Here is a 24,773-nt window from a genome sequence, read left to right on the forward strand (position 1 = left end):
AGGCCCACGTCAATAAAGGATCCACAAGGGGACCTCGGGTCATTGCCTTGCTTGATGAGTAGCAAACAAGTGTGTATTTCTGGTTTGATTACGCAGTTTAGGACGAGTCGAGATGGTTTGCGAAGTAGCCTCAGCCGCGGTCAAAAATGTTCTCCAATATCCATTTGCAGGAGATGCCCCGCTCATCGGCGATGGCTCTACTGTTGAGGTGAATGATAACCTGCTTTGGGCACGTATGCCGGTTGGTGGTGGGCTGGTGTCGGTCAACATCTGGCTGTTCAGACATGATGGATTGTGGGATATCATCGATACGGGCATCGACTCTCCGGAAACCGTTGCGGCTTGGGAAAAAATCTTTAATTCCACCATTCAGAGACACGCCGTGGGCCGTTTGGTTCTCACCCATGGACACCCTGACCACGGGGGGTTGGCCGGGTGGATAAGCCGACGGTGCGACGTGCCTGTGTTGATCACCTCCGAGGAAGAGAAAGAGCTGGTTGCATTGGCCAAGGGCATGTCGCCGGAGCGTGACGCGCGCCAAGCAGCATTCTTTCAAGCAGCCGGTGGCAGTGATGCTTTGATCGAGGCAAATATGGATCTTCAACGATCCTATAGCGGGCTTGTCTGCACTCCGCCGGAGACGTTTGGACGGATTGCAGCAGGTGACATTCTGACGTTGGGAGGAGACGATTGGCGGGTCGTCATAGGCTCCGGCCATTCGCCAGAACACGCCTGTCTTTATAACGAGAAACGAAAACTGTTCATCGCAGGCGATCAGGTGTTGCCGAAGATCACGCCCAACGTATCGGTTCGCGCGCGTAATCCCGAAGCGGACCCGATGACCAATTGGCTCGGTAGTCTGGCGCGCATCAAGTCTGAGATCCCGGATGACGTGTTGGTGCTGCCATCACATGGCGATCCATATCGCGGATTGCATGCACGCATCGACACGCTGATCGAAGGCCATGAACAAGACCTGAAAAATGCGCTCGCGGAGATCCGTGAGCCCAAGCGCGTCGTCGACCTGTTCACCGTTCTCTTTAACCGCGAAGTGACGGAAAGCATTTACGGTCTTGCCGCTGGCGAGGCATTGGCCAATCTCCACTGCCTACGTACGCGCGGTCAGGCCACGCGCGACATCGATGCTCAAGGTGTCGCGTGGTGGCGGGCGATTTGAAATCGCCCGATCACCTTACGTGCTTCATGCGTTCTATTTCATCAGGACATGCGCGTAGCAAACGGCGCCGACCCCCACCATATGGGCCAGTCCGGTCTTGGCGTTCTTGTGCTGGCGCGCTCCCGCCTCGCCGCGAAGCTGCCGGGTAATTTCGCCCACCTGCCCGATCCCAGTTGGGCCCACGGGATGGCCCATCGCCAGCAATCCGCCTGAGGGGCTGACAGCACAGCGCCCGCCAATATCCCATGCGCCTTCTTTTAGCATCGGCACGTAGTGGCCCGGTTTGCAGATGTCGATGGCCTCGGCATAGAGTAGCTCTTCGACTGAAAAGGCATCGTGCACTTCCAGCACATCCAGATCCGTGGCCGCGATCTGGGCCTGAGCTACCGCAAGGCGCATGATATCAGCAGTGAGCGCGGTGTCGGGGTTCAGATTGTTGCCCGCCCGTTCGCTGCCCGCAGCGGAGGAAGCAATCCGCACGGCGCGGCCCATATCCAGACCCAACCGCTTGATACCCTCCTCAGAAGCAAGAATGACCGCCGCGCCGCCCTCACCGATTGGGGTGCATTGCAAGGCGGTGATTGAGCCCGAAATCGGTCGGCTCATCACCTCTTCGATCGTGCGGACCTTCTGACGTTGGGCATTGACGTTTTTCGCGCCGTTCGCGTGGTTTTTCACGGCGACAAGCGCCATGTCTTCGGGGGTTACGCCATGTTTGTGCGCATACTCATCCGTCAGCAGAGCAAAGTGGGTGAAGGGAAGGATACTGTCCTCTGCCAGATCCGGCAGCCCGGTGCTGGCGCGATAGACTTCGGGGCGCTCCCGCTTGTCAACGCCGACCGCCAGGACGACGTCGCTGATGCCAGAGGCAACTTCCATACAGGCGTGCCGTACCGCAGCCGACCCGGAGGCGGAAGCGTTTTCGATGTGTACGATGGGGCGGCCGCTATCGCCGAGATGGCGCAGCATCGGGCGACCAACCGCCATGCCCAGAAGGGCATGCGCCACATAGGACGACTCGACGTCCTCCCACGTCACGCCGGCGTCTGAAAGCGCTTCGCGAACGGCGGTCAGACCGAGCTGGACATAGCTGGTATCGCTGCTGCGCTGGTACGGGTGAAAGCCGATGCCGACAACGTAAACGGGGCGAAGATCGCTGATAAGTTTGGCCATGCGCTGATCCTCAATCTTCAACCGGTGTGAAACGAAGGTCTTGCGGTCCGTGGTTCGGGCGCGTTTCCGGAACGAGTTTCGTGATCATGGTCATTCCCGGTATCAGCATGGCGTCATCAGGGGCCTCCAGAACAGACCGCAGGATCGCGCCATCCTCTGTCTGGATCGAACCGACCAGAAAAGGCGTATCGCGCGGGGTGCCGACAGGCATATGCACAAAGGCGGAAGCAATCAAAGTACCGCGCCCCGTGAGCGTTTTTGGGCTTAGTTCCGTCGAGCCGCATTTCTCGCAGCCATAATTCTGCATCGGAAAAAACACATATCCGCACTCTTTGCAGACTCCGCCGATCAACGCCGGGTTATCCGGCAGTTGTTCCGTCCCCCCTGCTTGAAACAACTCGTGCACTTCTTCGGTCATGGTGTCTCCCCTACGCCATATCGTCTGAAGGAGACTATAAATTTGCTTGTTGTTTGACAAGTTTATAGTTGTATAGATCTCACTGCTGCGATCTTGGCGCGCCATGACAGGTTATAGATTACTTGGCCGCAATGGACTGTTTGAGATTGGAGATGAAAGCCTCTCCCAGCGGAACGGTTTCGTAATTGGTATCCAGCACGGCAAACGCCAATTGACCCCGCAAGAATGCGTAAATGACACCGGCCTGTAGCAATGGGTCAACATCACTGCGGATGTTTCCGCTTTCGATACCGATCTCGATTTCCTGTTTGAGCGTCGAGATTGCCTGATTGTGCAGGCGCGTCATTGTTTTCTTCAGGCTCTCTTCGATCTGTGCCTGCGTGAACAGGAAGGTGAGTGCCTTAACCCGTTCGAGCTTGGACACTTTGATATAATGCCGGATGAGGTCGTTTATCCGCTGAATCCCCCGTTCGCGCACCGGCAATTCAGCCGCGTCCTTGTAGAATTCCGAAACGACATATTCCGCTACACGATTCTGAAGCTCAATCTTTGAACCGAAGTAATGGCCCGGAAGCCCGCGGCTAAATCCCGCCAGATCGCCAACCTCGGCAAGAGAAAAGCCATCGAAACCCTTCCTCGCGACGAGATCCGTCGCTGCCCCTATCAGCTTAGCCTCAGCTTTCTCTCGCCGTTCGACTTGAGTTCTGCGTTTCTTGGGTGTCACGTCTGCCGGCATCAGTCTGTCCAATTTTTGTCTGTGTAGGCCCAGATGAGAGCTACTGCCCATATCGGTACGGGCTGCATGCCCCCTATTAAAGAAGCGCCATATACATTGTATGTAATAGTTTGTTGGTGGTCCAGCAAATGACCGACAAGATTGGTCATCACTGATATATGCCGAAGCATCACAAATTCTTCTACCACCAATGATACTACTTGACGGATTAGAATTCGCCACAATAAACTTGCTTGATAGTCAGCAAGCTAATTAGCGGGGCACAGGGAGGATCGTGTCAGCTGACCAGCGCAATGGAGGATTTGCGATGAGCACACTTGGAAGCTCGACCTGCACAATGGGCGAGTTGTTTGACCGCGCGATACGCCGATTTGGCGACCGTCCCGCGATCGTCGATGGCAAAAGCAAGCTGACCTACCGCCAGTTGGGCGCAAGGATTTCACAGTATAAGTCAGCATTTGCCGCACTTGGCCTCAAGAACGGCGATGCCGTGGGGCTGCTAGTAACCAATACAATTGAAGCCTACAGCGTTATGGCTGCGGCGATATGCATGGGGGTGCGGTACACCGCGCTACACCCGATGGGCAGCCTTGATGACCATCTGTTCATCGTCGGCGACGCTGAAATCGACATGCTCATCGTTGAGCCGACGGCCTATGCCGCGCGTATCGAACCGCTTTCAAAAGCGTGCAAGATCGCAACCTTAGGGCCTTCGGAGGGGCATACCGACATCAGTGCCCTCGCCGATCAGCAAACGCCCGGAGATCTGTCCCCGACACTAGATCCATCGCAGATCGTCTGCGTGGTTTATACGGGCGGCACCACCGGTATGCCGAAAGGGGTCATCCACCGTCATCCGTCCTTTGTGAATAGCGTTCAAACTGTCTTGGGCGAATACGAATGGCCCGCGGAAACGAGGATGCTGATCGTTGCTCCCATTTCTCATGCGGCCGGCCTGTTGGTGCTTCCTGTCCTGCTGAAGGGCGGCATGGTTGTCATGGCGAACGGATTTACGCCGACAGGATTCCAGGACACCATTCTTGAGCACAAGATCACCGCGACATTTGTCGTGCCGACGATGATCTATGCGCTTCTTGACCATCCAGATGTTGTCGTCGAAAAGATGTCATCGCTAGAGCTGATAATCTACGGTGCCTCGCCGATATCGCCGTCCCGCCTTGAACAGGCGCTCAAGTTCTTTGGCTCTGTCTTTATGCAGGGGTACGCGCAAACCGAGGTGCCGTTGCAGATCACCATCCTGCGGCGCGAAGACCACGACCCGGCGCGACCCGAACTGCTGGCGTCTTGCGGACACCCGACTGCAGCCGTGCAGACCGCGATCCTTGATGAGGATGATCAACCTGTCGCACGCGGCGAGGTAGGCGAGCTGTGTATTCGCAGCCCGATGGTGATGGACGGATATTGGAAGCGCCCTGAAGAGACCGCCGAAACGCTCCGCTCGGGCTGGCTGCACACCGGCGATATGGCGCGCGAGGATGACGAAGGATACCTCTATCTGGTCGACCGCAAGAAAGACATGATCATTTCAGGCGGCTTCAACGTCTATCCGCGTGAGGTTGAAGATACACTCTCGAGCCACCCGGATGTTGCCAACGTTGCCGTCGTGGGCGTGCCGCATGACAAATGGGGCGAAGCCGTTACTGCCGTTGTCGTGCAGCGCGAAGGATGCACCATCGACAGCGCCGCCTTGTCGAGTTTTGTCAAAGACAAAAAGGGCCCGATCTATGCCCCCAAGGCCATCCATGTCGTCGACGCGATCCCGCTGACGGCTATCGGAAAACCGGATCGCAAGGCCGTCCGCGCGATGCTGGCGGAATGATGTTTCCCTGTTCGACATCACAAGGGACAGCTTTCGGGCTGGAGAAAAACAAGGTGCAACAATGAGTTATATCAAGACTGAAACCGATGGTCATGTCCTGATCATCACGCTGGACCGGCCCGACGCCCGCAATGCTTTCAACCTCGCCATGTCCGAGGAACTGGAGGCGACCATCGACCACTACGAGAACGATATCGAGCTGCGCTGTGCCATCATTCAGGCAAACGGGCCAACCTTCTCGGCGGGTCAGGATTTGATCGCGGCGGCAAAGGGGGAACGCTCGGTCACTAAGGGGCGCGGCGGCTTCGGCATCATGGGCCGCCCGCCAAAGAAGCCCCTTGTCGCAGCGGTTGAGGGCCAGGCGCTGGCCGGCGGCATGGAATTGACGCTGTGCTGCGACATCGTCGTGGCATCGACCAGCGCGGTGTTCGGTTTGGCCGAAGCCAAACGCGGGCTGGTCGCGATTGGCGGAGGCTGCTTCCGCCTGCCCCATCGCATACCCCACAACATCGCGATGGAGATGATCATCACCGCCGAGCCGCGTTCCGCCGAAGACATGCACAGCTTTGGCTATGTCAACAAACTGGTGGAACCGGGCAAAACCCTTGAAGGGGCGATGGAATACGCGGCCCTTGTCGTGCGCAACGGACCGCTTGCCACAGTGGCGTCCAAAGAGATCGCTCACCGTTCCGCCACGGAGCAATGGCGCGATGAAGACGGCTGGCGCATTCAGGAAGAGATCATCAAGCCGGTTCTAGCCTCTGACGACCTCAAAGAAGGCCTCGCTGCCTTTGCTGAAAAACGTGACCCCGTCTGGAAAGGAAAATGACCATGAACTCGCTTGAAGGAAAAATTGCGGTTGTTACCGGCGGCGCACAGGGCATCGGCTATGCAATCACGAAAATACTGGCAGGGAACGGTGCCAAGGTCGTGTTCGCCGATGTCGATGGTGAAGCTTCCGCGAAGGTGGAACAGGAATTGGGATCGAGCGCCAAGGCGCTTGTCGGCGATCTGCTGGACCCCGAGGTGCCGAAAGCGCTGATCGACACCGCAGTCGATGCATTCGGCGGCGTGGATATCGTGGTCAACAACGCTGGATACCATTGGGACGCAATGTTCCATAAAATGTCTGAAAAGCAATGGCAGGCCATGCTCGACATCCACATGACAGTCCCCTTCCGGGTACTTCAGGCCGCGGCACCCGTCATGTTCGCTGCCGCCACCGAAGATGCCAAGGCAGGCCGCGAAGTCATGCGCAAGGTCGTGAACGTATCCTCGCTTGCCGCGTCATTCGGCAACATCGGCGCCTCCAACTACTCTGCCGCAAAAGCCGGGATGATCGGGCTGACCAAATCGCTCGCCAAGGAATGGGGGCCGCGCAAGATCTGCGTGAACTCTGCGGCATTCGGCGTGATCCAGACCCGTCTCGGCCTGCCACAAAGCGAACAGAACCAGATCAAGGTCGGTGGCGAAGAGGTGAGCCTGGGCGTTCCAGTCAAGACATTGCAAGCCATGGGCATCGACCACGAAACGGAAACCGGAGACATCTACAAGCCGCGCGAGATCAAGCAGATCCCGCTGGGCCGCGCCGGTCACATCGACGAGGCCGCGGGCCTTGTTTATTTCCTGTGCTCGCCCCTGTCTGACTACGTCACTGGCCAGGTGATGTCGGCAAGCGGCGGTTCGGGCGGAGGAATGTCCTGATGCTTCCTGCGCAGCGGTAAGGGCATCGCTCTCCTAGCGAAAATGTCGTGATCGCTACGCTGTCTCAATGTTCAGTCTCAAGTAGCCGAGTCGAGCTCTGTCAGTATAGCTTAAGGAATTCCACCATGAAACTCATGCAGGAAAAAGACCTTCAATCCGAGTTGGAAATCGACGCAAGAATGCAGGGCCTCGATGGTCGCTATGACTTCGCGCCTGCTTGCACAAATCTGGACGATCCGGGACGCAGACCCGGAACCGCCCACACAAAGAAAATGCTGACAAAGTTGTCGGGCGTGGAGCCGGTGTATGACCCGGAATACGCAAAAAAACTGGCAATGATGAATTGGGTCGGTGATCCCCTGTCGGACAAGGCCGTGCTGTCGATCCGCCGAAGTGGGCGCAATCCTCATGAAATCACCGCCAAGTTTCTGGAAGGTGGCATCGACGCCGTAGAAAATCCGCCCGAGGAACTGGTTGAGATCTGGAAGCAGGTTTCCGAAGACCCTGAATGGCTGGATTGGGAAAAACTGGAACGCGGTTCCAAGGTATTCCGCAGGTTTGGCGTGTTTGCCTATCAGTTTGCCGGTACCATTTCCATCGACGGCTATCGGTCGCCCAATATCAGCCGCACGCTGATGTCGACGGGGCAATACAGCGATCAGACCGCATTCAAACGTTTTCTGCTTACCTGCAACTTTTGGCTTCAAGTCTCCGAAGAAGGTGGCATGCGCCTGCACGGTGAGGGTTGGAAAGTAGCTCTACGTATTCGGTTGCTGCATACCCTGATCCGGCGTGCTGTATACGGCAGCGATCGTTGGAATGAAAAAGAACTTGGCATGCCGATCAGCCAATTGGGCCTTTTGGCCGCGCCCATGCTTGGCTCACCTGGAATGGGGCTGTTCACCCGCGCATTGGGCTATCGCACCACGGACGCCGAGATTGAGGACATGAACCACTTCTGGCGCTATGTCACCTACATCATAGGATATCAGGAGTTCTGCAAATTCCCTGAAACAATTGAAGATTCCGTGAACGCCCTATTCCATCTCAGCTGTATTAGCGTGAAAACCGACGATGACGATGGCATACGCTTGGGACAATCCTATATCGACAGCTTCACGCCCCCAGAAGATCTTCGTGGTTGGGTCAAAGTGAAACGATGGGCCGAGCATAAAGTGAACATCGCGCATCTGATGATGTTCGTGCCGCCGGAATCTCGCGCATTGCTGAATGTTCCGAATTCAAAGTTCTGGACGCTGGTCTACTTCCTTGGCCATGCGCCAAAAACGTTCATTCAGGATACGCGGCGCAAACGAAGCACGTCCTACGCAGATAGGCTGGATCGCCGCATGACGGAACAACGCCGGAATTGGGTGAAACGCCAGCTTGGCGAAGCAGACTTGGTCTACCGGCCCCAATCGAAATTCTAAGCGTGTATGACGGGATGTAGCGCCGCGTTCAACACAAGGTGCCCCGACGATCTGCGCAAGCTAACAGCGCTGCAAGGGTCGGAAGTGCCAACCACCATTCAGTAATATCAAATAATAACAGCGACTTGCTGCATACCCATGCGAACCTGCCAAGAAAAATTGCGAACACAAGAATTTACTTGCTTTATAACAAGCAACTACTAAAGTTTTTGAGGGAGTTCCGCGGATCACTGGGAGGTTAGGTGGTTCGAGGCGACACGGAGGAAGACATCAGAAAGAGTGACTGCCCATGACCCGCGTCAGCGGTTTTGGAGCGACACCACCAACGCCGTGATTTCATCAGGGCGGGGGGCAAATACAACGAAGGAGGATCGTTATGCACCTGAAGAAAACCATTGCCATCACCGCCGCCACGCTCGCGCTTAGCACGAGCATCGCGTCCGCGCGTGAAATCACCTATGCACATTTCCTGCCCGCCGCGGGGTCGATAAGGGACGCGACTGTCGCCTATTTCGACCGCGTATCCGAAGCAACCGGCGGAGAGCTTACGTTCGAGACGTTCTGGGCCGGTGCCATGGGAGGGCCGGTAGAAATGTTGGACACTATTGGCAGCCAAACCGTAGACGCGGGCGGGATCGTCGACGCCTACCCGCGGTCGAGCATTCCAACGGCTTCAATGTTCTCGGACTTTGGTCGGCTGGTGTCATCCAACGCCGATATGCTCGCCTATTCGGCTGCCGTGACAGAACAGCAATTGCTTAAATGTCCGGAATGTTCTGCCGACTATGAAGATAACAACGTCAAGCTGCTGGCGACAACGGCGACCGCGCCCTACTATCTCATGTGCAAGCCAGAAGTAACTTCGACCGCAGATTTGGCGGGAAAAAAAGTGCGCGCTGTCGGCAATGTTGCCAACCTGATGCAGCAAATGGGCGCGGTGTCTGTGTCGGTGACCACAGCAGAAATGTATGAGGCCATGCAGCGCGGCCAAGCCGATTGCAGCACAGGATCGGCTGCCTGGCTGGATGAATACAAGCTCGGCGAATTTGTGAAGTCGATGATTAACGAGCCGATTAACGACTACATCAGTTCGGGCAACATTCTGTTTAACCTCGACGTATGGAATGACTTTTCCGAAGCTCAGCGGGCCGCGTTCATTGATGAGCTTCCGGCCTTCGTAGCACAGATCAACTTTGAAGGCTTGTCCGACGCGGACCAGGCCATCGAAGCCGCCAAAGCAAATGGTCTGAAAATTTATGAACCCGATGAGGAATTTAAGGCACAGATCACCGAGTTCCGAAGTGCTACCTTCGCCGCTGCCATCACCACGGCCGAAGGCACAGGTGTCAAAGTTGCGGAGCGGGTCACCACCGACTTTGAAGCACTGGTGGAAAAGTGGAGCGCCATCGTAGCTGATATCGGCATGGATCAAGCCGCTTATGAAGAGGCGCTGCGCACAGAGATTTATTCCAAACTGCCGAACTGATCCTCCCAAGAGAACGGCGGGCAGCCATTATGGTTGCCCGTGGTTTTTGACGTGCCGGGGTGCAGGTGCCCCCCTCATACAATCGACGCATATTTCAAGGATCAAAGCAGCATGGCCAAGTTGGTTCACTTTGCAAATTGGGTTGCGAGAATTCCCGCGATTTTTGCAGCCCTTCTCGTAGGCGCAATGATGCTCCTTGTGGCGTCCGACGTCGTCCTCAAATACCTGTTCAACGCGCCCGTCCCCATGACGCTGGAGCTTGTCGCGGCATATTTCATGCCCGCCATTTGCTTCCTGCCCCTTGGCAATGTGACGCGCACCGAAGCGCACCTTGAGGTCGAACTATTCACCCAAGGCATGGCAGGGCGCCCCCTTGCCGCGATCAAGCTTTTTGGCTGTGTATTTGGGATCATCTACGGAATTTACATGCTGGACCCCGCGATTGCCCAAGCCATCAAAATGACCGGACGCGGCGAGTATTGGGAGGCCGCCACCGTCCACTTGCCGGTCTGGCCCGCCCGCTGGTTCTTTCCGCTGGGGATTGGCCTCATGATCTTGTGGCTTGCCCTGCTCGCCGTGTCTCACGTGTTCGTCGTACTGACCGGGCGTTCACCCATCGCCCGTGAAATGTCGAAACAGGGCGATACCAAACATTCTGCAGGAATTAACCATGACTGATCTGGCCATCGGCGGCGGCGCTCTTGTCGCCATACTCATCCTGCTCGCACTGCGTGTCCCGATCGCGTTCGTTCTGGGCGGCGTTTCGTTCGTCGGCATCATCCTTGTCCGAGGATGGAATGCGGCGCTCAATATGCTCGGCTCCCTGCCACACAGCTTTGCGTCGTCGTGGGAGCTTTCTGCCGTACCGATGTTCCTGCTCATGGGGGCGGCGGCGTTCCAGACCGGCCTTACTCAAAGCCTGTATTCCGCCGCGCGACTGTGGCTGAACAAGCTGCCCGGCGGCCTAGCGGTCGCCACGAACTTCACTGCGGCGGGCTTTGCCGCAGCCTCTGGATCTTCGGTCGCGACCTCGGCTGCTGTCGGACGGTTGGCGATCCCGGAAATGTTGAAGTATGGCTATGACAAAGGCCTCGCCACCGGCACCGTCGCGGCGTCCGGCACGCTAGGCGCGCTCATTCCCCCGTCGATTGCCTTTGTTCTCTACGGCTGGTTCACGGGCGAGTCTGTCGGTAAACTGCTGATCGCAGGCCTTATTCCTGGGATCATGACGGGCGCAATTTATACGCTGATGATCATTCTGCGTTGCATAAAGTCACCCGGACTTGCACCGAAAATGACTGAGCACGTCACCCTGAAAGAAAAGATGCAGGCGCTGGCCGCCGTCTGGCCGATGCCGGTTCTGGTTCTGAGCGTCATCGGCTCCATCTACTCCGGCATCGCCACACCGACCGAAGCAGGCGCGGTTGGCGCCGTGATGGCTTTCGTCATCGGGGCAGCCAAAGGCAAGCTAACCTGGGCAGTCCTGTGGCGAAGCATGGATGACACGATGAACACAACCGCTTCGCTGTTCTTCCTCGCCATCGGTGCCGTGATCCTGACGCGCTTTCTGGCGATTGCCGGTATACCTACATTTATCGCGGAAGTGGTGTCCGATCTCGGCCTCGGACCCATTCAGCTGGTCATTGCCATGGCCATCGTATTCCTGCTGTTGGGCATGTTCCTTGACCCCATCGGCGTGATGCTGGTGACGCTTCCGATATTCTTGCCCGCGTTCGAGGCAGCCGATCTCAACCTGATCTGGATCGGCGTGATCGTCGTCAAGATGATCGAGATCGGGCTGCTGACGCCGCCAGTCGGGATCAACGTCTATGTGGTCAAACAGGTCGCGGGGGATAGCGTACCGTTGTCAACTGTGTTCAGCGGCGTAAGCTGGTTCCTCGCCTGCGAGGTATTCATCATGGTACTTTTGGTTGCCTACCCAGCATTGTCTCTATGGTTGCCTAACTACATGGGTCAATGAACCAAAAGGGGCTGGAATAATCGGTTTTAGTCACCCCAAAACTCGCTATCGGTTCCTCGCGCTTGGTAAGTCACCCGCCAATACCAACGTCCAAGCAGCAAAGCTCCCGGCGATATAGGCGCGCTATTTTTCAGGACCGGGTTTTGACGCACATTCCATGAATATCCTTAGTTCACAGCCGCGGCAAATGTCGTCATCCGCAGCTTTGACCGCAGCGGCAATCGCCTCGCCCTTGTTGTTGTGCATGTTATCTTCGCCAAGCTCGTCGAATACATGCAACTGCCGCATGATCCGTAATGCGGGTGCGTTGGTGGTAAAGATGTGGAAATCAGCGCCCGCCCGGCGCGCGCGTCTGATCTCTTTCAACAGCAGACCCGCGCCCGACAGGTCAATTTTCCAAAGACCTTTCAAACCCATAAGCTTCGTTTTCGGGACCGGGCTTCGTTCTTCCACCTGCCTGAATTGCTGTTCCACATTCTCGACCGAGGCAAAGAACAACGGACCATCCACCCGGATAACAGAAATCTGCGGGCATTCTGGCAGCCCATAGTTGGCCGCGTTTTTGAACACCCGTCTTCCGTTAATCTCTGTCGGAGAGCCGACCGCGACGATGGGATGGGCGCTATCGTAAAGAAAGACGCAAAGCGACGTGATGACGCCGATAACAATGGCAAGGTCCAACTCGGTAAAAATGCCGGTCAGAAAGGTTGCCGCCAAGATCGCTGTCTCCCTCTTGTTCGAGGTCAGGATATGGCGGATCTCGTGAAAGTTGATGAGCCGGTAGGAAACGAAGAGGATAACCCCCGCCATCGCGGGAACTGGAACATATTCAAGATAGGGGGCAAGCACGAAAAGCAGGATCACCAAGAACCCTGCCGCAAAGATCGTTGACAGCGGGGTTTGCGCACCCGCATCCGCATTCAGCCCCGACCGTGTGAAAGACCCCGACCCCGCGTAGCACTGAAAGAATGCCCCTACCGCATTGGACAGCCCCTGCCCCACCATCTCTTGGCTGGAGTTGTAAGGCTCATCCCGCCGCAGGGCAAAAGAACGCCCGATGGAGATCGCTTCGAGCAAGCCGACAAAAGCAACGGTCGCCGCGACGGGCAACAGCTCCGTCACGAGATCAAAAGATATTACGGGCGCGCCGAAGGAGGGCACGATAGAGCGAAGCGGAGAGAACATCGCAACCCCTTGCGCGGGCGCATCCAGCACCCACGCGACCGCGGTCCCTACGGCCAAAGCGATGATATACGCAGGCATTTTCTTGCTGACCCGGGACAAAAGCACGAGGGTGAGGATCGTCGCGGCTGAGATGAGCATTGCGGTGGCATTCGCCCCGCCGATGTTTTCCGCCGCGTGGTAAAGCCGCTCAAACACACCACCGCCCGCCCCCTTGGCCAAGCCAAGCGCACCGTTCAATTGGCTGGCCGCGATCAAAAACGCCGCGGCCGCTGTGAACCCGATCAGAACCGAATGCGAGATAAAGGAGATCAAGCCGCCAAGCTTAAACACGCCCGCGACAATCTGGATCACCCCCACCATCAGCGTCAGGGACAGCACCATCGCGATATAGTCGTCAGAGCCCGGGACCGCGAACTGTGACATCGAGCCGAACACAACCGCCGAGATCGCCGTGGTCGGCCCCGACACCATGATCATCGACGATCCCCAGATGCCGGCAATCAATGACACGACGACAGCGGTGAACAGCCCAAATTCAGGCGGCAGACCCGCGATGATGGCAAAGGCCACCCCCTGCGGCAACACCACCGCCGCATTCGAAAGACCGGCCACGGCATCAGCCCTGACTGTGCTACGATCAACCTGTTTGAACCACGGTCGCGCCGGACTAAGCGCCAAGAACAACGCGGTCAGCCGGTGATGCATATGCTTCTCCCGAACCTGCGTCTCAGGTTCTGCTTTCAGCTCGAGGAAGGGTTAACCCTTCGGTTTGGCACCTGCTGCTGCAAAGGCAGCTTCAAGGTCGGCCTCCGTTGGAAAGCCGATCAGCACACCCGCCCGCGCTTCGTTTAGGTCAGCACCGCGCCGTTCAATCTCGGCATCGGACATTGTGGTGCGCTGGCTGATGCGGCGGGTCCACTGGAAGAACAGCTTTTGCAGCCGTTCACATTCTTCCACGTAGTGCGGATCGCTGCCCAGATCGTTGAACTCATCCGGATCAGCCTGCAAATCGAACAACATCGGGCGGAAGCCTTCGGCAAAAACGTATTTCCATCGCCCATCGAAAAGCATCGTCAGCTTCGCTTCGGCAACGCTGACGCCCAGACGGCGCCGTGCCTGCCTGAAAGAGTAGTCGTATTCGGAGATGACAAAATCACGCAGCCGGTCCTCCTTGCCCTGCATGAGCGGGCGCAGGGACTTGCCCTCGATAATATGCGGGACAGCGGCACCGCCGAAATAATCAAGAATGGTCGGCACCACATCAATCGCCTCGATCAGCGCATTCGAAACCGTGCCGCGTGTGGCGTCTGCCTCTTTGCTGGGGTCGACTACAATTAGCGGAATACGGGCCGAAGGATCGTGGAACAGCTCTTTCTCGCCAAGCCAGTGATCCCCCAGATAATCGCCGTGATCCGAGGTAAAGACGATCATCGTCTCTTCGGTCAGCCCCTTGGCATCCAGAAACGCCATCAACTCGCCCATCTGGTCGTCGATCTGTTTGATCAACCCCATATAGGCCCCGATCACCTTGGTGCGGGTAACGTCATTGGTAAAAGCTTTGGAGACGCGTTCTTCCATGAAAGCGCCGAAGACGGGATGCGGGTCCGTCATTTCGCCCGCGCTGCGCAGCACCGGCTGATGGGTCTCGGGCGGGTACATGTCGTGATAGGGTGCAGGCACGATATAGGGCCAATGCGGCTTGATATAGCTCAGGTGTAGGCACCACGGTGTGTCGCCCGCTTCCTGAATGAAATCCATCGCGCGGCGGGTGATGTATGGGGTTTCGCTTTCTTCGTCCGACGCACGGGCCTTCAGGTCAGAATTGTCGAGGAACCAGCCGCTCAGGATGTTGCCGTCTTCATCTTCGCCACTGTTGGCGACGCTGTCCCACGGGTTTTCTTCCTCCCAGCCCCGCTCTTTCATATAGTTGTCATAGGCTTTGTTGCGCTTGCCATAGGCCGTGCTTGGATGCAGCCCGTCATCGCGCTCGTAAGGCTCGAAGCCACACTCAGATACCAAAGCGCCGATGGTACTGTCCGGTGCCAGACCGAGGCGTTTCATCCCTTCCGCATCGGCGCTCATATGCGTCTTGCCGCAAAGCGCCGTGCGCACGCCCAGAGGGCGCAAGTGGTCGCCCAAGGTCATTTCGCCCACTTTCAAGGGCACGTTATTCCACGTCGACCCATGCGAGCTGACGTAGCGGCCCGTGTAAAAAGACATGCGCGAAGGGCCGCAGATCGTGGATTGCACATAGGCGCGGTCAAACCGCACACCGCGTTTGGCCAAAGCGTCGATATGCGGCGTATCAAGCCCCGGATGCCCCGCACAGGACAGGTAATCCCATCGCAGTTGATCACACATGATGAAGAGTACATTTTTTGTCATGAAGATGTCCGGGTTCGAGAAGTATTCAGGCGTTGGTTGGGGTGGCCGGAACTGCTTGAGCCCCGGCCACTGGTTTTAGGCTTTCGCCGCATCGGGGATTTCGACACCCATTTCGGTCAATGCACGCAAAGCACCGGGGTGCAGTGGCAGGTTGATGTCTTGCACCGCCCCCTCTGGCGTGATCGCCCGCAACCAAGGCGCGCTTTCGCCCGCCTCTTTGACACCTTCGTAAAAGGCCTTGGTCATCTGATAGACCATCTCTTCATCGGCGTCCTTGTTGGTGACGATCCCAACGGTGACGCCCAATGTCGTGACGTCTTCATCGTTCACCTGATTGTCACCGTAGATGCCTGCAGGCAGTGTCGCGGCGCTGAAGCCGGGGCGGCCCACGAGCGCCTGAACGCCTTCAGACTCCAGCGTATCCGTAGGGATACCAAGGAAACGGATCTTGTTGGTCACCGCGATCTGGGTCAGCGCGGGGCTAGGGGCGTTGGTGGGGTTACAGTAGACATCGAGGTTGCCATCTTGGAAGGCCGCCGCTGCCGCATCCCAGCCAAGTTTGACGGCTTCGTAGTCGGCGCCCTCTTCCAGCCCGGCCACGGCTTTGAACAGACGTGCCATGGTGGTGTAGGCAGCGCCGCCGGGGGGGCCAAGGAAGATGCGCTTGCCGGCGATCTGATCCATCGACGTGATGCCTGAGGAGTCGTAAACCGCGATGTGATAGACCCCCATCGGGAAGTTCAGCACGGTGCGCAGATTGTTGACCAGTTCAGGCGCCTGTTCGATCTTCTCATACATGGCCGCCTGACGGCGCATCAGCGAGTGGATGACGGGCGAAGACATGCAGAAGTCGCTGCGCCCCATCGCCACTTCCAGCACATGGCGCGTGGCTGCACCCGTGGCATTCAGCTGGATTTCATAGTCGGACAACGCGCCGTTCACGATATTCGCGAAAGTCGTCATTACGAGGTTCGGGCTGGTGCCCGGCCCGAGGGTCGACATGCGCAGGATGTCTTTTGCAAAAGCCCCGCTCGGCATAGTGGCGAGTGCAGCAGCACCTGCAGCGGTGCCGAGAAAGCCACGGCGCGAGAATGTTGAATTGGTCATTGGTTAGTCCTCCTCTGTATTAAGAAACTTCGGGTGTCAGGAATGACCCGAACCGAACGGCCGACCAAAGTGCCACGGTGGCTGCCACAGCAATCCACGACACCAGCGGTCCGAAAAACAAAAGCGCAAAGGCAATGCCAAGGCCCACCGGTGCGTAGCGCAGCTTGCCTTTCGCGGGGTAGCAAGCCCGCGAGATATGCAGCACGGCGAGCGTCACAAACAGGATTGACTGCGCGGATTCCGCCAGCGGATATCCGGTACCAAGCAGCATGGCCGGTTGATAGATAAAGGCAAAAGGGATCACGAAACCGGGCAGCGCCAAACGTGAGGCTTCAATGGCTGTGCGCATCGCGCCGGCTCCGGCGATGGGTGCGGCCGCAAAGGCCGCGAGGGCGACAGGCGGCGTCACCGCAGAGAGCACGCCGAAATACAGCACGAACATATGCGTATGAATGATCGGCACCCCAAGTCGTTGCAGCGCAGGCCCCATGACCAGCACGATGATCAGATAGGCAGGCACCGTGGGCATCCCCATACCCAAGAGCAAACAGGCGACCGCCATGAGCACCAAGGATACAGCCAGTTGCCCATCGGCATAGCTTGCCACGAGCGACGCGAACCGCAGCCCGACCCCCGTCAGGTTCAAGATCCCGATGATGATACCAACCGCGCCCACGATCACCACCAACTGGGCCGAGATCAGCCCCGCCGCGCGAATGAACCTGACCCAAGAAGACACGTCGGTCAGCAAGCCAGGCTTGATCGCGAACCCAAGCACGACGGCAAAGGCCACGCCGATAAAACCCGCATAGGCCGGGGAAGAGCCGCCGACCATGGCAACGACGATAGCCGTCAGCGAAATCATGAAGACGATAATCTGCGCAAGTTCACGCCAGACGAAGCTAAGCTTTGGCTGTACGGAAACGTCTAGGTCCATGTCCCGTGCCGCACTTGACGTCGACATGAACAAACCCGCGTAATACAGGATCGCCGGAACCGCGGCGGCAGCACAAATGGTCAGATAGGGCTCGCCGGTGACATCGGCCATGATGAAGGCCACGGCCCCCATAATCGGTGGGGTTATCTGCCCCCCGCTCGAGGCAGCGGCCTCAACCGCGCCAGCAAAATGAGCTTTGAATCCGCGTTTTTTGATCAGCGGTATCGTGATGACACCCGTGCCGACAACATTGGCTACCGCGCTGCCGGAAATCGTGCCGAACAATCCGCTGGCAATGGTCGCCGCCGCTGCCGGACCCGAACGAATACGCCCTGTAGCCGCGAGAGCCAGCTTCACAAGCACACGGTCGATCGTGAGAAATTCGAGAAATGCGCCGAAGATGATAAAGATCAGGATGGTCGAGACCACTGTCGCCATAGGGCGGCCAAAAACACCGTCAAAGGAATACCACAGAACCTGGATCAACTCCTCAGACGTCATGCCCGCATGGCGCATGAAACCCGGCGCATATTGTCCGAATGCACCGTAAAGAAGCACAAAAGCCGCGACGCTCGCCATGACCATACCGACAGATCGGCGGGTGAGCTCGATCACCGCAATCAGTCCTAAGGTGCCGAGCCAGATGTCGGTGGAAGTGAGGAAATAGAGCCCGGTTTCAATCTCTGCCGCTGCGCGAAAATACTGAAAAACAGAAACTCCCAGCAACACCGCAGTGACCAGTGCCAGAGGTTTCCCCACCGCGACGAGTGGATTTTCCATTTGGGTTAGCAGGATCAATAGCCCCCCGACCAACAACATCCCCACGCGCAGATACGACTCGCTGAAAACGCCAAACACGGACACGTAAAAGACGACGGCGATGATCAAAGCCGATAGTGCCAGATTCAATCCGGTCACAGTTTTCGAAAGCACATTTTGCATCGGTCCTCATCTCCTCCAAATGCAGCCCGGCATGGTCCTCCTCGACCACAACGCGACCGCACAAGAATTAGACAGTAGAGGGTTGACGGTCCAACACCCATTTCACTAGGTGGAACGCTATGACAAAATTAAATCGGTCCGTCGAACGCGGGCTCAACATTCTTGAAGTTATCTCCAGCAATGGCGTTTGTTCCCTGGCCTTTCTGGCTGAACGGACTGGATTGCCTAAACCGACGATCCTGCGAATCTGCGCCACTTTGGTCCAACAGCGCTGGCTTAGCCAAAGCAGAAGTGACAGCCGCTACAGGGTTGGCTCCCGATTTCCGCGGGTCAACGCACACCCCGATTCGATAGATGCTCTGGTCGAAGCCGGTGCCTATGCGATCCTCGCGCTTTCCGAGGCAACCGGACTTGGCGTGGACCTTGCCGCACCCATCGGCAACGGGCGGGTCGAGATCGTCGATACGACGCGGACCTTCTCAGAGCATGGCGTTTTCCCCGACTGCATCGGCTACAGACCCTCGCCTTTTCGGTCTGCCTTGGGATGTGCATTTCTTGCCGCGTTAGACCCCGCGCAAGAAGCTGAATACACCGCCCGTTTGGCAGTCCATACCACCGGTAGGGATCGCGTCGCGGCTCTGGCGCTGCCAGCCAAATTGCGCGAAGTGCGCGTGCAGGGTTTCGCCACAAGAGAGGACGGCTATTGGGGGCGTGCGGTAGACTACGGTGGCATCCCAAGCGCGATAGCGGTCGCCATCAGCTCTCGGGGTCACATCGTCGGCGCAGTCAGCCTCATTTGGCTGGCCGAGCAGCACAGCGTCGCCTCTGTCGCCAAAGCGCATCTGGAAAAACTGACCGCCACGGCACGGGAGATCGGTGAGCTCTACGCCGCCCACATCGGCTAATTTCGTTGATCGACTGTTTAGGCTTTGCCCGTCTGCCCGTCCAAAACACCTTGCAATCGGGCTAGCAGGTCGTCCAGTTGCAGGCGCTCTTGCGCACTAAAGGCTTCCAGTACCGCCGCTTCAAAGGCCAAAGCCTCAGGCACGATCTGTTGAAAAACCTCTAGCCCCCTGTCGGTCACTTCGATCTCAACCAAACGATGATCCCGGTCGCTGGTCGACTTGGCAAGAAGGTCGGCTTTCTCAAGCTTTGACACGGCCCGACTGACGCTCGGCTTGTCGAGCGAGACACTATCATGGATCTCGCGCACCGACATCTTCTCGCGATGCGCCACATGCGCCAGCACCCGCCATTCCGGCGTGGAGAGACCGTAAGGCTCCCCGTAAACCTTCGACAGCTTCTTGCTCATCTGGGCAGCCAATACAGACAGTCTGTAGGGCAAAAAAACCGACAGACTGAAGTCATCTGATGCCATATGCGCCCGCCCTTCCTAGATCGTTGCAAATGAAATGTTCTTGACGGAGTGTCCCACAGCAGCCTATTCGTTGCAAGTGCAACGATTCTCATAGGGCGGATCTGATCGGTTTTCTAGCCCAAAAGTCACAGCATCGAGGGAAGGGAAAAACTATGACTGACACTGGCAAAAGCTCTCTGATCCAGGCCGATGGAGGGACGATTACCCCGGGTTATATGCCCGGTTTCGGCAATGATTTTGAAACCGAAGCGCTCCCCGGTGCTCTACCTCAAGGCATGAACAGCCCGCAGAAATGCAACTACGGTCTTTACGGCGAACAGCTATCCGGCACCGCATTCACCGATGTGCGGCCAGAGCGCACGTGGTGCTATCGCATTCGGCCGTCGGTCAAACACAGCCACCGCTACGAAAAGATCGACCTGCCCTATTTCCGCTCTGCACCCGATATCCACCCCGAGGTGACCAGCCTTGGCCAGTACCGTTGGGATCCGGTCCCGCATACGGACGCGCCTTTGACTTGGCTGACCGGCATGCGGACCATGACCACGGCAGGTGATGTGCATACCCAAGTCGGGATGGCCACCCACGTCTATCTGGTGACCGAATCCATGCAGGACGCCTATTTCTTCTCCGCCGACAGCGAGATGCTCGTCGTCCCGCAGGAGGGTCGCCTGCGGTTTGCGACCGAGCTGGGAATCATTGATGTCGAGCCCAAGGAGATCGCCATACTGCCGCGCGGACTTGTCTACCGTGTCGAACTGCTCGACGGTCCCGCGCGTGGGTTTGTTTGCGAAAACTATGGTCAGAAGTTTGAACTTCCCGGCCGTGGTCCAATCGGCGCAAATTGCATGGCCAACCCGCGTGATTTCAAAGCGCCGGTGGCGGCCTATGAGGACCGCGAAGTGCCGTCCACTGTCACCGTGAAATGGTGCGGGCAGTTCCATGAAACAAAGATCGGTCAAAGCCCGCTCGATGTGGTCGCATGGCATGGCAATTACGCCCCCTACAAGTACGACCTGCGCACCTACTGCCCGGTCGGTGCGATCCTCTTCGACCATCCAGATCCCTCGATTTTTACGGTGCTGACTGCGCCCTCGGGCCAAGAGGGCACGGCAAACATTGATTTCGTGCTATTCCGCGAGCGCTGGATGGTGGCCGAAAACACCTTCCGCCCGCCGTGGTATCACAAGAACATCATGTCCGAACTGATGGGCAATATTTACGGCGAATACGATGCGAAACCACAGGGCTTTGTGCCCGGCGGGGTGAGCCTGCATAACATGATGCTGCCGCATGGGCCGGACCGGAACGCCTTCGAGAAAGCCTCGAACGCCAACCTCGGGCCAGAGAAGTTGGACAATACCATGTCCTTCATGTTCGAAACCCGCTTTCCGCAGCAGCTGACCCAGTTTGCCGGGAAAGAGGCCCCGCTTCAGGATAACTACATCGATTGCTGGGCGGATATGGAAAAGAAGTTCGACGGCACGCCGGGTAAGAAATAACCGCGATGTTGACGCTTTATTCCTACTGGCGCTCGACCACGGCCTACCGTGTGCGGGTGGCGCTGAACCTTAAAGGGCTGCCCTATCGGGTGGTTCCGGTCGATCTCGTGGCCGGAGACCAACGCGCCCCGGACTATGTCGCCAAGAACCCGATCAAGGGGGTGCCGACCTTGCTTCTGGAGGACGGCAGGGCGCTAACCCAATCGCTGGCGATCATGTCCTATCTGGACGATATCGCGCCGGAACCTGCCCTTCTGCCTGAAACAGCGTTCGAGCGGGCTCAGGTACTGGCCGCCGCACAGGTGATCGCGACGGACATTCATCCGATTAACAACCTCAAAGTCGTCAGCCACCTGAAAACCCAGCATGGGTTGACCGCCGATGAGGGGACAGCCTGGATGCGCCATTGGATGACCGAAGGGCTGCATGCCTATCAGGCGCTGCTGCCGGACGGCCCAAGTTTCAGCTTTGCGGATACCCCCCTGCTCTGCGACCTTTGCCTTATCCCGCAACTCTACAACGCCCACCGGTGGGGGGTCGATATGACCCCCTTCGCGCGGCTGCTCGACATCGAACAGCAGGCCCTGCGCCTCCCGGCCTTTGACGCCGCACGCCCCGAAAATCAGCCAGATGCCAAATGAAGGACACGATATGACACAACTCATGCGCTCATGGGTCGACAGTGCCAATACGGCCAAGACCGACTTTCCCCTGAACAACCTGCCCTACGGCGCGTTCCATGTCGCCGGGCGTGACCTGCACGCGGGCGTTGCCATCGGCGATCAGATCCTTGACGTGACTGCGATGGAAGAGGCTGGCCTGCTCGATCTGCCTGCCAAGGCAGTCTTTGCCCGTGGCACCTGGAATGATTTCATGGCGCTCGGCGCTGACGTCTGGCGCAGCTTTCGCGCCTATCTGACTTCCGCTTTGGCAGAAGGAAGCGCTGAGCAAACCACCTTGCAAGCGCATTTGGTGCCGATGGCAAATGTGACGTTGGAAATGCCCTTCACTGTCACTGAATTCACCGACTTCTATGCGGGTCGCCACCACGCGTTCAACGTGGGCTCCCTGTTCCGCGATCCGGCCAATGCGTTACCGCCGAACTGGCTGCATATCCCCATCGGTTATAATGGCCGCGCCTCCTCTGTTGTGGTCAGCGGCACCGATGTGACCCGCCCCAATGGGCAGTTGAAGGCGCCGGATGCGGAGATGCCGGTATTCGCCCCGTCCAAACGATTTGATCTGGAGCTTGAGATGGGCGCCATCGTCGGCAAACCGTCAAAGGGTCGTGTGAGCGTACAACAGGCGGATGACATGATCTTCGGCTATGTCCTGCTCAACGATTGGTCCGCGCGCGACATTCAGGCATGGGAATACCAGCCGCTCGGGCCATTTCAGGCCAAGGCGACAGCGACCACCATCAGCCCTTGGATCGTGACTAAAGACGCGCTGGAGCCCTTCCGCGCCTCCACCCCGCCGCGCGAAAAGGAGCTTCTGCCCTATCTGCAAGAACCCGGTCCGATGCTCTATGATATTGACTTGGAGGTTGCCCTCGCCCCCGAAGGCAAGTCTGAAACAATCCTGTCGCGCACCAATTACAACGTGATGTATTACTCGGCAGCGCAGCAACTCACCCACCATACCACCAGCGGCTGCCCGATGCGCGTGGGCGATCTGCTCGGCTCCGGCACTATTTCCGGCCCAGAAAAGGAAAACCGGGGCAGCCTCTTGGAACTCAGCTGGGGCGGTAAGGAACCTCTCACGCTCGATACCGGCGAGACGCGCACCTTCCTTGAGGACGGCGACACGCTCACCCTGCGCGGCGCGGCAAAGGGTGATGGTTATCAAATTGGTTTTGGCGACTGTGCAGGCACCCTGCGACCCGCCCCCGCGATCGACTGAACGGACCATCCCGCCAGAAGAGAAACGTCGGCGGCGTTATAGCAGCGCCGTCGTCGACCGTTCCCGTCCCTCTAAGTGAACCGAATAACCCCCAGATATGTAAACGCTTTGCTTGATAAATTTGGAAACAGAGGGGCGGTTTCCCAAGAGATTGATGTGCGACTAAAATTTGACTATGCTTCTTCGGAAAAGGTTTCCTAATGCCTCGTCATACTAGTCTTGTCTGTGCAGCTGCGTTAGCCGCGCTCTCGACCGCATGGGCCTTCGCGCAAGAACCCCACGACGGTCCGCCTCCGATGTCTGAAGAGGATCAGGTGCTTAGCGAAGCTCTTCAATTGCGCATGGGTGACACGAGTACCCTAATGGAAACCGTTCCCGTCCCTGACAACGCTTCCAGCTGCGGTGGTACGCCCGGCTATGACCGTATGCTTTGCCTGATCGACCTGCTGAAGGAAGACCTCCCCCACGACATTTTGGAAACCCTTCAGGTAGAGTATTCACGCTCACAGGCCGAGCATTGGAGCAATCTTCCCGCCGGGGCCTTTCCCAAACGCCCCGGTGTTCTGCTGGGCGAACTGAGCATCAAGCAGCGTGGCCTGGTCAAGGCGATCATGATGGAGGCCACAAGCCACGATGTCGACGAAGGTTTCGACGAAATGATCCAAACTTTGAACGCCGATGACTATATCAATACCGTCAGCGCCGACTACAAGGCTGGCTATTCCTCTTACAACACAAAGTTTGCCTTTTTGGGTACACCCGGACCATATGGCACATGGGAGCTTTATTACGGCGGTCATCATATGGCCTTTGCCAACACCTACACCGACGGGAAATTGGCAGGGGCCACGCCCTCTTTCCGAGGCGTCGAGCCCTTCCCTTATTTCGAGATGAACGGTCGGGTGAACCAGCCCCTTACGCAGGAGCGCGACGCTTTTGCCACCTTGCTCAGCGCCCTCTCGGAAGAGCAACGCATGGCCGCAAAACTTGAAGGGACCTATCGCGATATCCTCGCCGGGCCTCAGGCTGACAACGCTATACCAGACAGTTTCGAGGGCCTATCCGTCGCTGCGTTGGACGAGAATATTATTGCATTGCTTGTTGCGGCAATCGAAACCTACGTCGGGGATTTGACCGAAGTCGAATCCGCAGCCTACATGCAGAAATACACGACCGAGCTGCCGGACACCTACCTTGGGCATTCCGGAACGCCGCAACTAAGCGCCGAAAACGACTATGTCCGAGTTCACGGCCCTTCCCTCTGGATCGAGTTTTCATTGCAGTCAAACAAGTCTACGGGCAAAGTCGGTAACCATCCGCATTCGGTTTGGCGTGATCTGAATGACGATTATGGCGGCCAGAAAAAATGATATGGCGTTGTTTTATTCGCACCAGCTTGCTTGCGTATGCATTGTTTTTTGGAGGCGTGGGGAGCGTACTGGCCCATGCTTTGCCCGGTAGTGCACTTCTAATACGACAGGACGAGTCAG

At 57.5% G+C, this 24,773-nt stretch carries 21 protein-coding genes; 13 read left to right on the forward strand and 8 right to left on the reverse strand.

What is annotated here, in order from left to right:
- The first annotated feature begins 112 nt into the window (after window positions 1-112).
- Window positions 113-1,177: an MBL fold metallo-hydrolase gene (locus EE36_RS00745; RefSeq protein ID WP_005848492.1), complete on the forward strand. Its 1,065-nt coding sequence runs from the start codon at window positions 113-115 to the stop codon at window positions 1,175-1,177.
- Window positions 1,178-1,210: 33 nt separating this feature from the next.
- Here the strand turns inward: EE36_RS00745 and EE36_RS00750 are convergent, their stop codons facing one another.
- The 3 genes from EE36_RS00750 to EE36_RS00760 form a co-directional block, all read right to left on the reverse strand.
- Window positions 1,211-2,350, reverse strand: a complete 1,140-nt coding sequence (locus tag EE36_RS00750) for a thiolase family protein (RefSeq protein WP_005848494.1) — start codon at window positions 2,348-2,350, stop codon at window positions 1,211-1,213.
- Between the two features lie 10 nt (window positions 2,351-2,360).
- A complete protein-coding gene (locus EE36_RS00755; protein ID WP_005848498.1) occupies window positions 2,361-2,768 on the reverse strand; it encodes a Zn-ribbon domain-containing OB-fold protein in 408 nt (135 codons plus the stop codon).
- A gap of 118 nt (window positions 2,769-2,886) precedes the next feature.
- Window positions 2,887-3,504, reverse strand: coding sequence for a TetR/AcrR family transcriptional regulator (locus EE36_RS00760; protein WP_005848500.1), 618 nt, complete (start codon window positions 3,502-3,504; stop codon window positions 2,887-2,889).
- Between the two features lie 307 nt (window positions 3,505-3,811).
- Between EE36_RS00760 and EE36_RS00765 the strand changes: the two genes are divergently transcribed.
- The 7 genes from EE36_RS00765 (at window position 3,812) to EE36_RS00795 (ending at window position 11,945) form a co-directional block, all read left to right on the forward strand.
- Complete coding sequence (locus EE36_RS00765; RefSeq protein ID WP_005848502.1) at window positions 3,812-5,344, forward strand: AMP-binding protein; 1,533 nt, start codon at window positions 3,812-3,814, stop codon at window positions 5,342-5,344.
- Window positions 5,345-5,405: 61 nt separating this feature from the next.
- The gene (locus EE36_RS00770; RefSeq protein ID WP_005848503.1) at window positions 5,406-6,173 is read left to right on the forward strand and encodes a crotonase/enoyl-CoA hydratase family protein; all 768 of its coding nucleotides are present in this window, start codon (window positions 5,406-5,408) and stop codon (window positions 6,171-6,173) included.
- Window positions 6,174-6,175: 2 nt separating this feature from the next.
- Window positions 6,176-7,048, forward strand: coding sequence for an SDR family NAD(P)-dependent oxidoreductase (locus tag EE36_RS00775; RefSeq protein ID WP_005848505.1), 873 nt, complete (start codon window positions 6,176-6,178; stop codon window positions 7,046-7,048).
- Between the two features lie 125 nt (window positions 7,049-7,173).
- Entirely contained in the window at window positions 7,174-8,478 is a 1,305-nt protein-coding gene (locus EE36_RS00780) for an oxygenase MpaB family protein (protein ID WP_005848507.1), read from the forward strand.
- A 376-nt stretch (window positions 8,479-8,854) separates the two neighbouring features.
- Window positions 8,855-9,964 (forward strand): TRAP transporter substrate-binding protein, encoded by a 1,110-nt coding sequence (locus tag EE36_RS00785; protein WP_005848509.1) that lies wholly within the window; start codon window positions 8,855-8,857, stop codon window positions 9,962-9,964.
- A 111-nt stretch (window positions 9,965-10,075) separates the two neighbouring features.
- Window positions 10,076-10,642: a TRAP transporter small permease gene (locus EE36_RS00790; RefSeq protein WP_005848511.1), complete on the forward strand. Its 567-nt coding sequence runs from the start codon at window positions 10,076-10,078 to the stop codon at window positions 10,640-10,642.
- Entirely contained in the window at window positions 10,635-11,945 is a 1,311-nt protein-coding gene (locus EE36_RS00795) for a TRAP transporter large permease (RefSeq protein ID WP_005848512.1), read from the forward strand. The genes EE36_RS00790 and EE36_RS00795 overlap by 8 nt, the downstream gene beginning before the upstream one ends.
- A gap of 123 nt (window positions 11,946-12,068) precedes the next feature.
- Here EE36_RS00795 and EE36_RS00800 read toward each other — a convergent pair whose 3' ends face one another.
- From EE36_RS00800 to EE36_RS00815, 4 genes are all read right to left on the reverse strand, one after another.
- The gene (locus tag EE36_RS00800; RefSeq protein ID WP_005848514.1) at window positions 12,069-13,835 is read right to left on the reverse strand and encodes a SulP family inorganic anion transporter; all 1,767 of its coding nucleotides are present in this window, start codon (window positions 13,833-13,835) and stop codon (window positions 12,069-12,071) included.
- 51 nt (window positions 13,836-13,886) lie between these two features.
- Window positions 13,887-15,515 (reverse strand): alkaline phosphatase family protein, encoded by a 1,629-nt coding sequence (locus tag EE36_RS00805; protein WP_039911192.1) that lies wholly within the window; start codon window positions 15,513-15,515, stop codon window positions 13,887-13,889.
- A 75-nt stretch (window positions 15,516-15,590) separates the two neighbouring features.
- Window positions 15,591-16,622 (reverse strand): TAXI family TRAP transporter solute-binding subunit, encoded by a 1,032-nt coding sequence (locus tag EE36_RS00810; RefSeq protein ID WP_005848518.1) that lies wholly within the window; start codon window positions 16,620-16,622, stop codon window positions 15,591-15,593.
- 19 nt (window positions 16,623-16,641) lie between these two features.
- Window positions 16,642-18,501: a TRAP transporter fused permease subunit gene (locus EE36_RS00815; protein WP_005848520.1), complete on the reverse strand. Its 1,860-nt coding sequence runs from the start codon at window positions 18,499-18,501 to the stop codon at window positions 16,642-16,644.
- Between the two features lie 119 nt (window positions 18,502-18,620).
- Here EE36_RS00815 and EE36_RS00820 point away from each other — a divergent pair, with 119 nt between their 5' ends.
- A complete protein-coding gene (locus EE36_RS00820; protein WP_005848521.1) occupies window positions 18,621-19,406 on the forward strand; it encodes an IclR family transcriptional regulator in 786 nt (261 codons plus the stop codon).
- Between the two features lie 17 nt (window positions 19,407-19,423).
- On the opposite strand, the gene EE36_RS00825 is transcribed toward EE36_RS00820, so the two are convergent.
- On the reverse strand, window positions 19,424-19,879 hold the full coding sequence (locus EE36_RS00825; RefSeq protein ID WP_005848523.1) for a MarR family winged helix-turn-helix transcriptional regulator: 456 nt from the start codon (window positions 19,877-19,879) through the stop codon (window positions 19,424-19,426).
- Window positions 19,880-20,031: 152 nt separating this feature from the next.
- Here EE36_RS00825 and hmgA point away from each other — a divergent pair, with 152 nt between their 5' ends.
- From hmgA to EE36_RS00845, 4 genes are all read left to right on the forward strand, one after another.
- Window positions 20,032-21,381 (forward strand): homogentisate 1,2-dioxygenase, encoded by a 1,350-nt coding sequence (hmgA, locus tag EE36_RS00830; RefSeq protein ID WP_005848524.1) that lies wholly within the window; start codon window positions 20,032-20,034, stop codon window positions 21,379-21,381.
- Between the two features lie 5 nt (window positions 21,382-21,386).
- Complete coding sequence (gene maiA, locus EE36_RS00835; protein ID WP_005848527.1) at window positions 21,387-22,022, forward strand: maleylacetoacetate isomerase; 636 nt, start codon at window positions 21,387-21,389, stop codon at window positions 22,020-22,022.
- A gap of 10 nt (window positions 22,023-22,032) precedes the next feature.
- Window positions 22,033-23,283, forward strand: a complete 1,251-nt coding sequence (fahA, locus tag EE36_RS00840) for a fumarylacetoacetase (protein ID WP_005848529.1) — start codon at window positions 22,033-22,035, stop codon at window positions 23,281-23,283.
- Window positions 23,284-23,579: 296 nt separating this feature from the next.
- Window positions 23,580-24,653, forward strand: a complete 1,074-nt coding sequence (locus EE36_RS00845; RefSeq protein WP_198005476.1) for a DUF3500 domain-containing protein — start codon at window positions 23,580-23,582, stop codon at window positions 24,651-24,653.
- Window positions 24,654-24,773 lie beyond the last annotated feature (120 nt).

The sequence above is a fragment of the Sulfitobacter sp. EE-36 genome (assembly GCF_000152605.1).
Lineage (GTDB): Bacteria > Pseudomonadota > Alphaproteobacteria > Rhodobacterales > Rhodobacteraceae > Sulfitobacter > Sulfitobacter pontiacus.

What these genes read in the sequence shown, in the direction of transcription:
- EE36_RS00775 (WP_005848505.1), top strand. Translation starts at nt 6,176, where the DNA reads ATGAACTCGCTTGAAGGAAAAATTGCGGTTGTTACCGGCGGCGCACAG.
- EE36_RS00810 (WP_005848518.1), bottom strand. Translation starts at nt 16,622, where the DNA reads ATGACCAATTCAACATTCTCGCGCCGTGGCTTTCTCGGCACCGCTGCA.
- EE36_RS00805 (WP_039911192.1), bottom strand. Translation starts at nt 15,515, where the DNA reads ATGACAAAAAATGTACTCTTCATCATGTGTGATCAACTGCGATGGGAT.
- EE36_RS00815 (WP_005848520.1), bottom strand. Translation starts at nt 18,501, where the DNA reads ATGCAAAATGTGCTTTCGAAAACTGTGACCGGATTGAATCTGGCACTA.
- hmgA (WP_005848524.1), top strand. Translation starts at nt 20,032, where the DNA reads ATGACTGACACTGGCAAAAGCTCTCTGATCCAGGCCGATGGAGGGACG.
- EE36_RS00800 (WP_005848514.1), bottom strand. Translation starts at nt 13,835, where the DNA reads ATGCATCACCGGCTGACCGCGTTGTTCTTGGCGCTTAGTCCGGCGCGA.
- EE36_RS00755 (WP_005848498.1), bottom strand. Translation starts at nt 2,768, where the DNA reads ATGACCGAAGAAGTGCACGAGTTGTTTCAAGCAGGGGGGACGGAACAA.
- EE36_RS00780 (WP_005848507.1), top strand. Translation starts at nt 7,174, where the DNA reads ATGAAACTCATGCAGGAAAAAGACCTTCAATCCGAGTTGGAAATCGAC.
- EE36_RS00765 (WP_005848502.1), top strand. Translation starts at nt 3,812, where the DNA reads ATGAGCACACTTGGAAGCTCGACCTGCACAATGGGCGAGTTGTTTGAC.
- EE36_RS00745 (WP_005848492.1), top strand. Translation starts at nt 113, where the DNA reads ATGGTTTGCGAAGTAGCCTCAGCCGCGGTCAAAAATGTTCTCCAATAT.
- EE36_RS00825 (WP_005848523.1), bottom strand. Translation starts at nt 19,879, where the DNA reads ATGGCATCAGATGACTTCAGTCTGTCGGTTTTTTTGCCCTACAGACTG.
- EE36_RS00845 (WP_198005476.1), top strand. Translation starts at nt 23,580, where the DNA reads ATGTCTGAAGAGGATCAGGTGCTTAGCGAAGCTCTTCAATTGCGCATG.
- EE36_RS00820 (WP_005848521.1), top strand. Translation starts at nt 18,621, where the DNA reads ATGACAAAATTAAATCGGTCCGTCGAACGCGGGCTCAACATTCTTGAA.
- fahA (WP_005848529.1), top strand. Translation starts at nt 22,033, where the DNA reads ATGACACAACTCATGCGCTCATGGGTCGACAGTGCCAATACGGCCAAG.
- EE36_RS00790 (WP_005848511.1), top strand. Translation starts at nt 10,076, where the DNA reads ATGGCCAAGTTGGTTCACTTTGCAAATTGGGTTGCGAGAATTCCCGCG.
- EE36_RS00760 (WP_005848500.1), bottom strand. Translation starts at nt 3,504, where the DNA reads ATGCCGGCAGACGTGACACCCAAGAAACGCAGAACTCAAGTCGAACGG.
- EE36_RS00785 (WP_005848509.1), top strand. Translation starts at nt 8,855, where the DNA reads ATGCACCTGAAGAAAACCATTGCCATCACCGCCGCCACGCTCGCGCTT.
- EE36_RS00770 (WP_005848503.1), top strand. Translation starts at nt 5,406, where the DNA reads ATGAGTTATATCAAGACTGAAACCGATGGTCATGTCCTGATCATCACG.
- EE36_RS00795 (WP_005848512.1), top strand. Translation starts at nt 10,635, where the DNA reads ATGACTGATCTGGCCATCGGCGGCGGCGCTCTTGTCGCCATACTCATC.
- maiA (WP_005848527.1), top strand. Translation starts at nt 21,387, where the DNA reads ATGTTGACGCTTTATTCCTACTGGCGCTCGACCACGGCCTACCGTGTG.
- EE36_RS00750 (WP_005848494.1), bottom strand. Translation starts at nt 2,350, where the DNA reads ATGGCCAAACTTATCAGCGATCTTCGCCCCGTTTACGTTGTCGGCATC.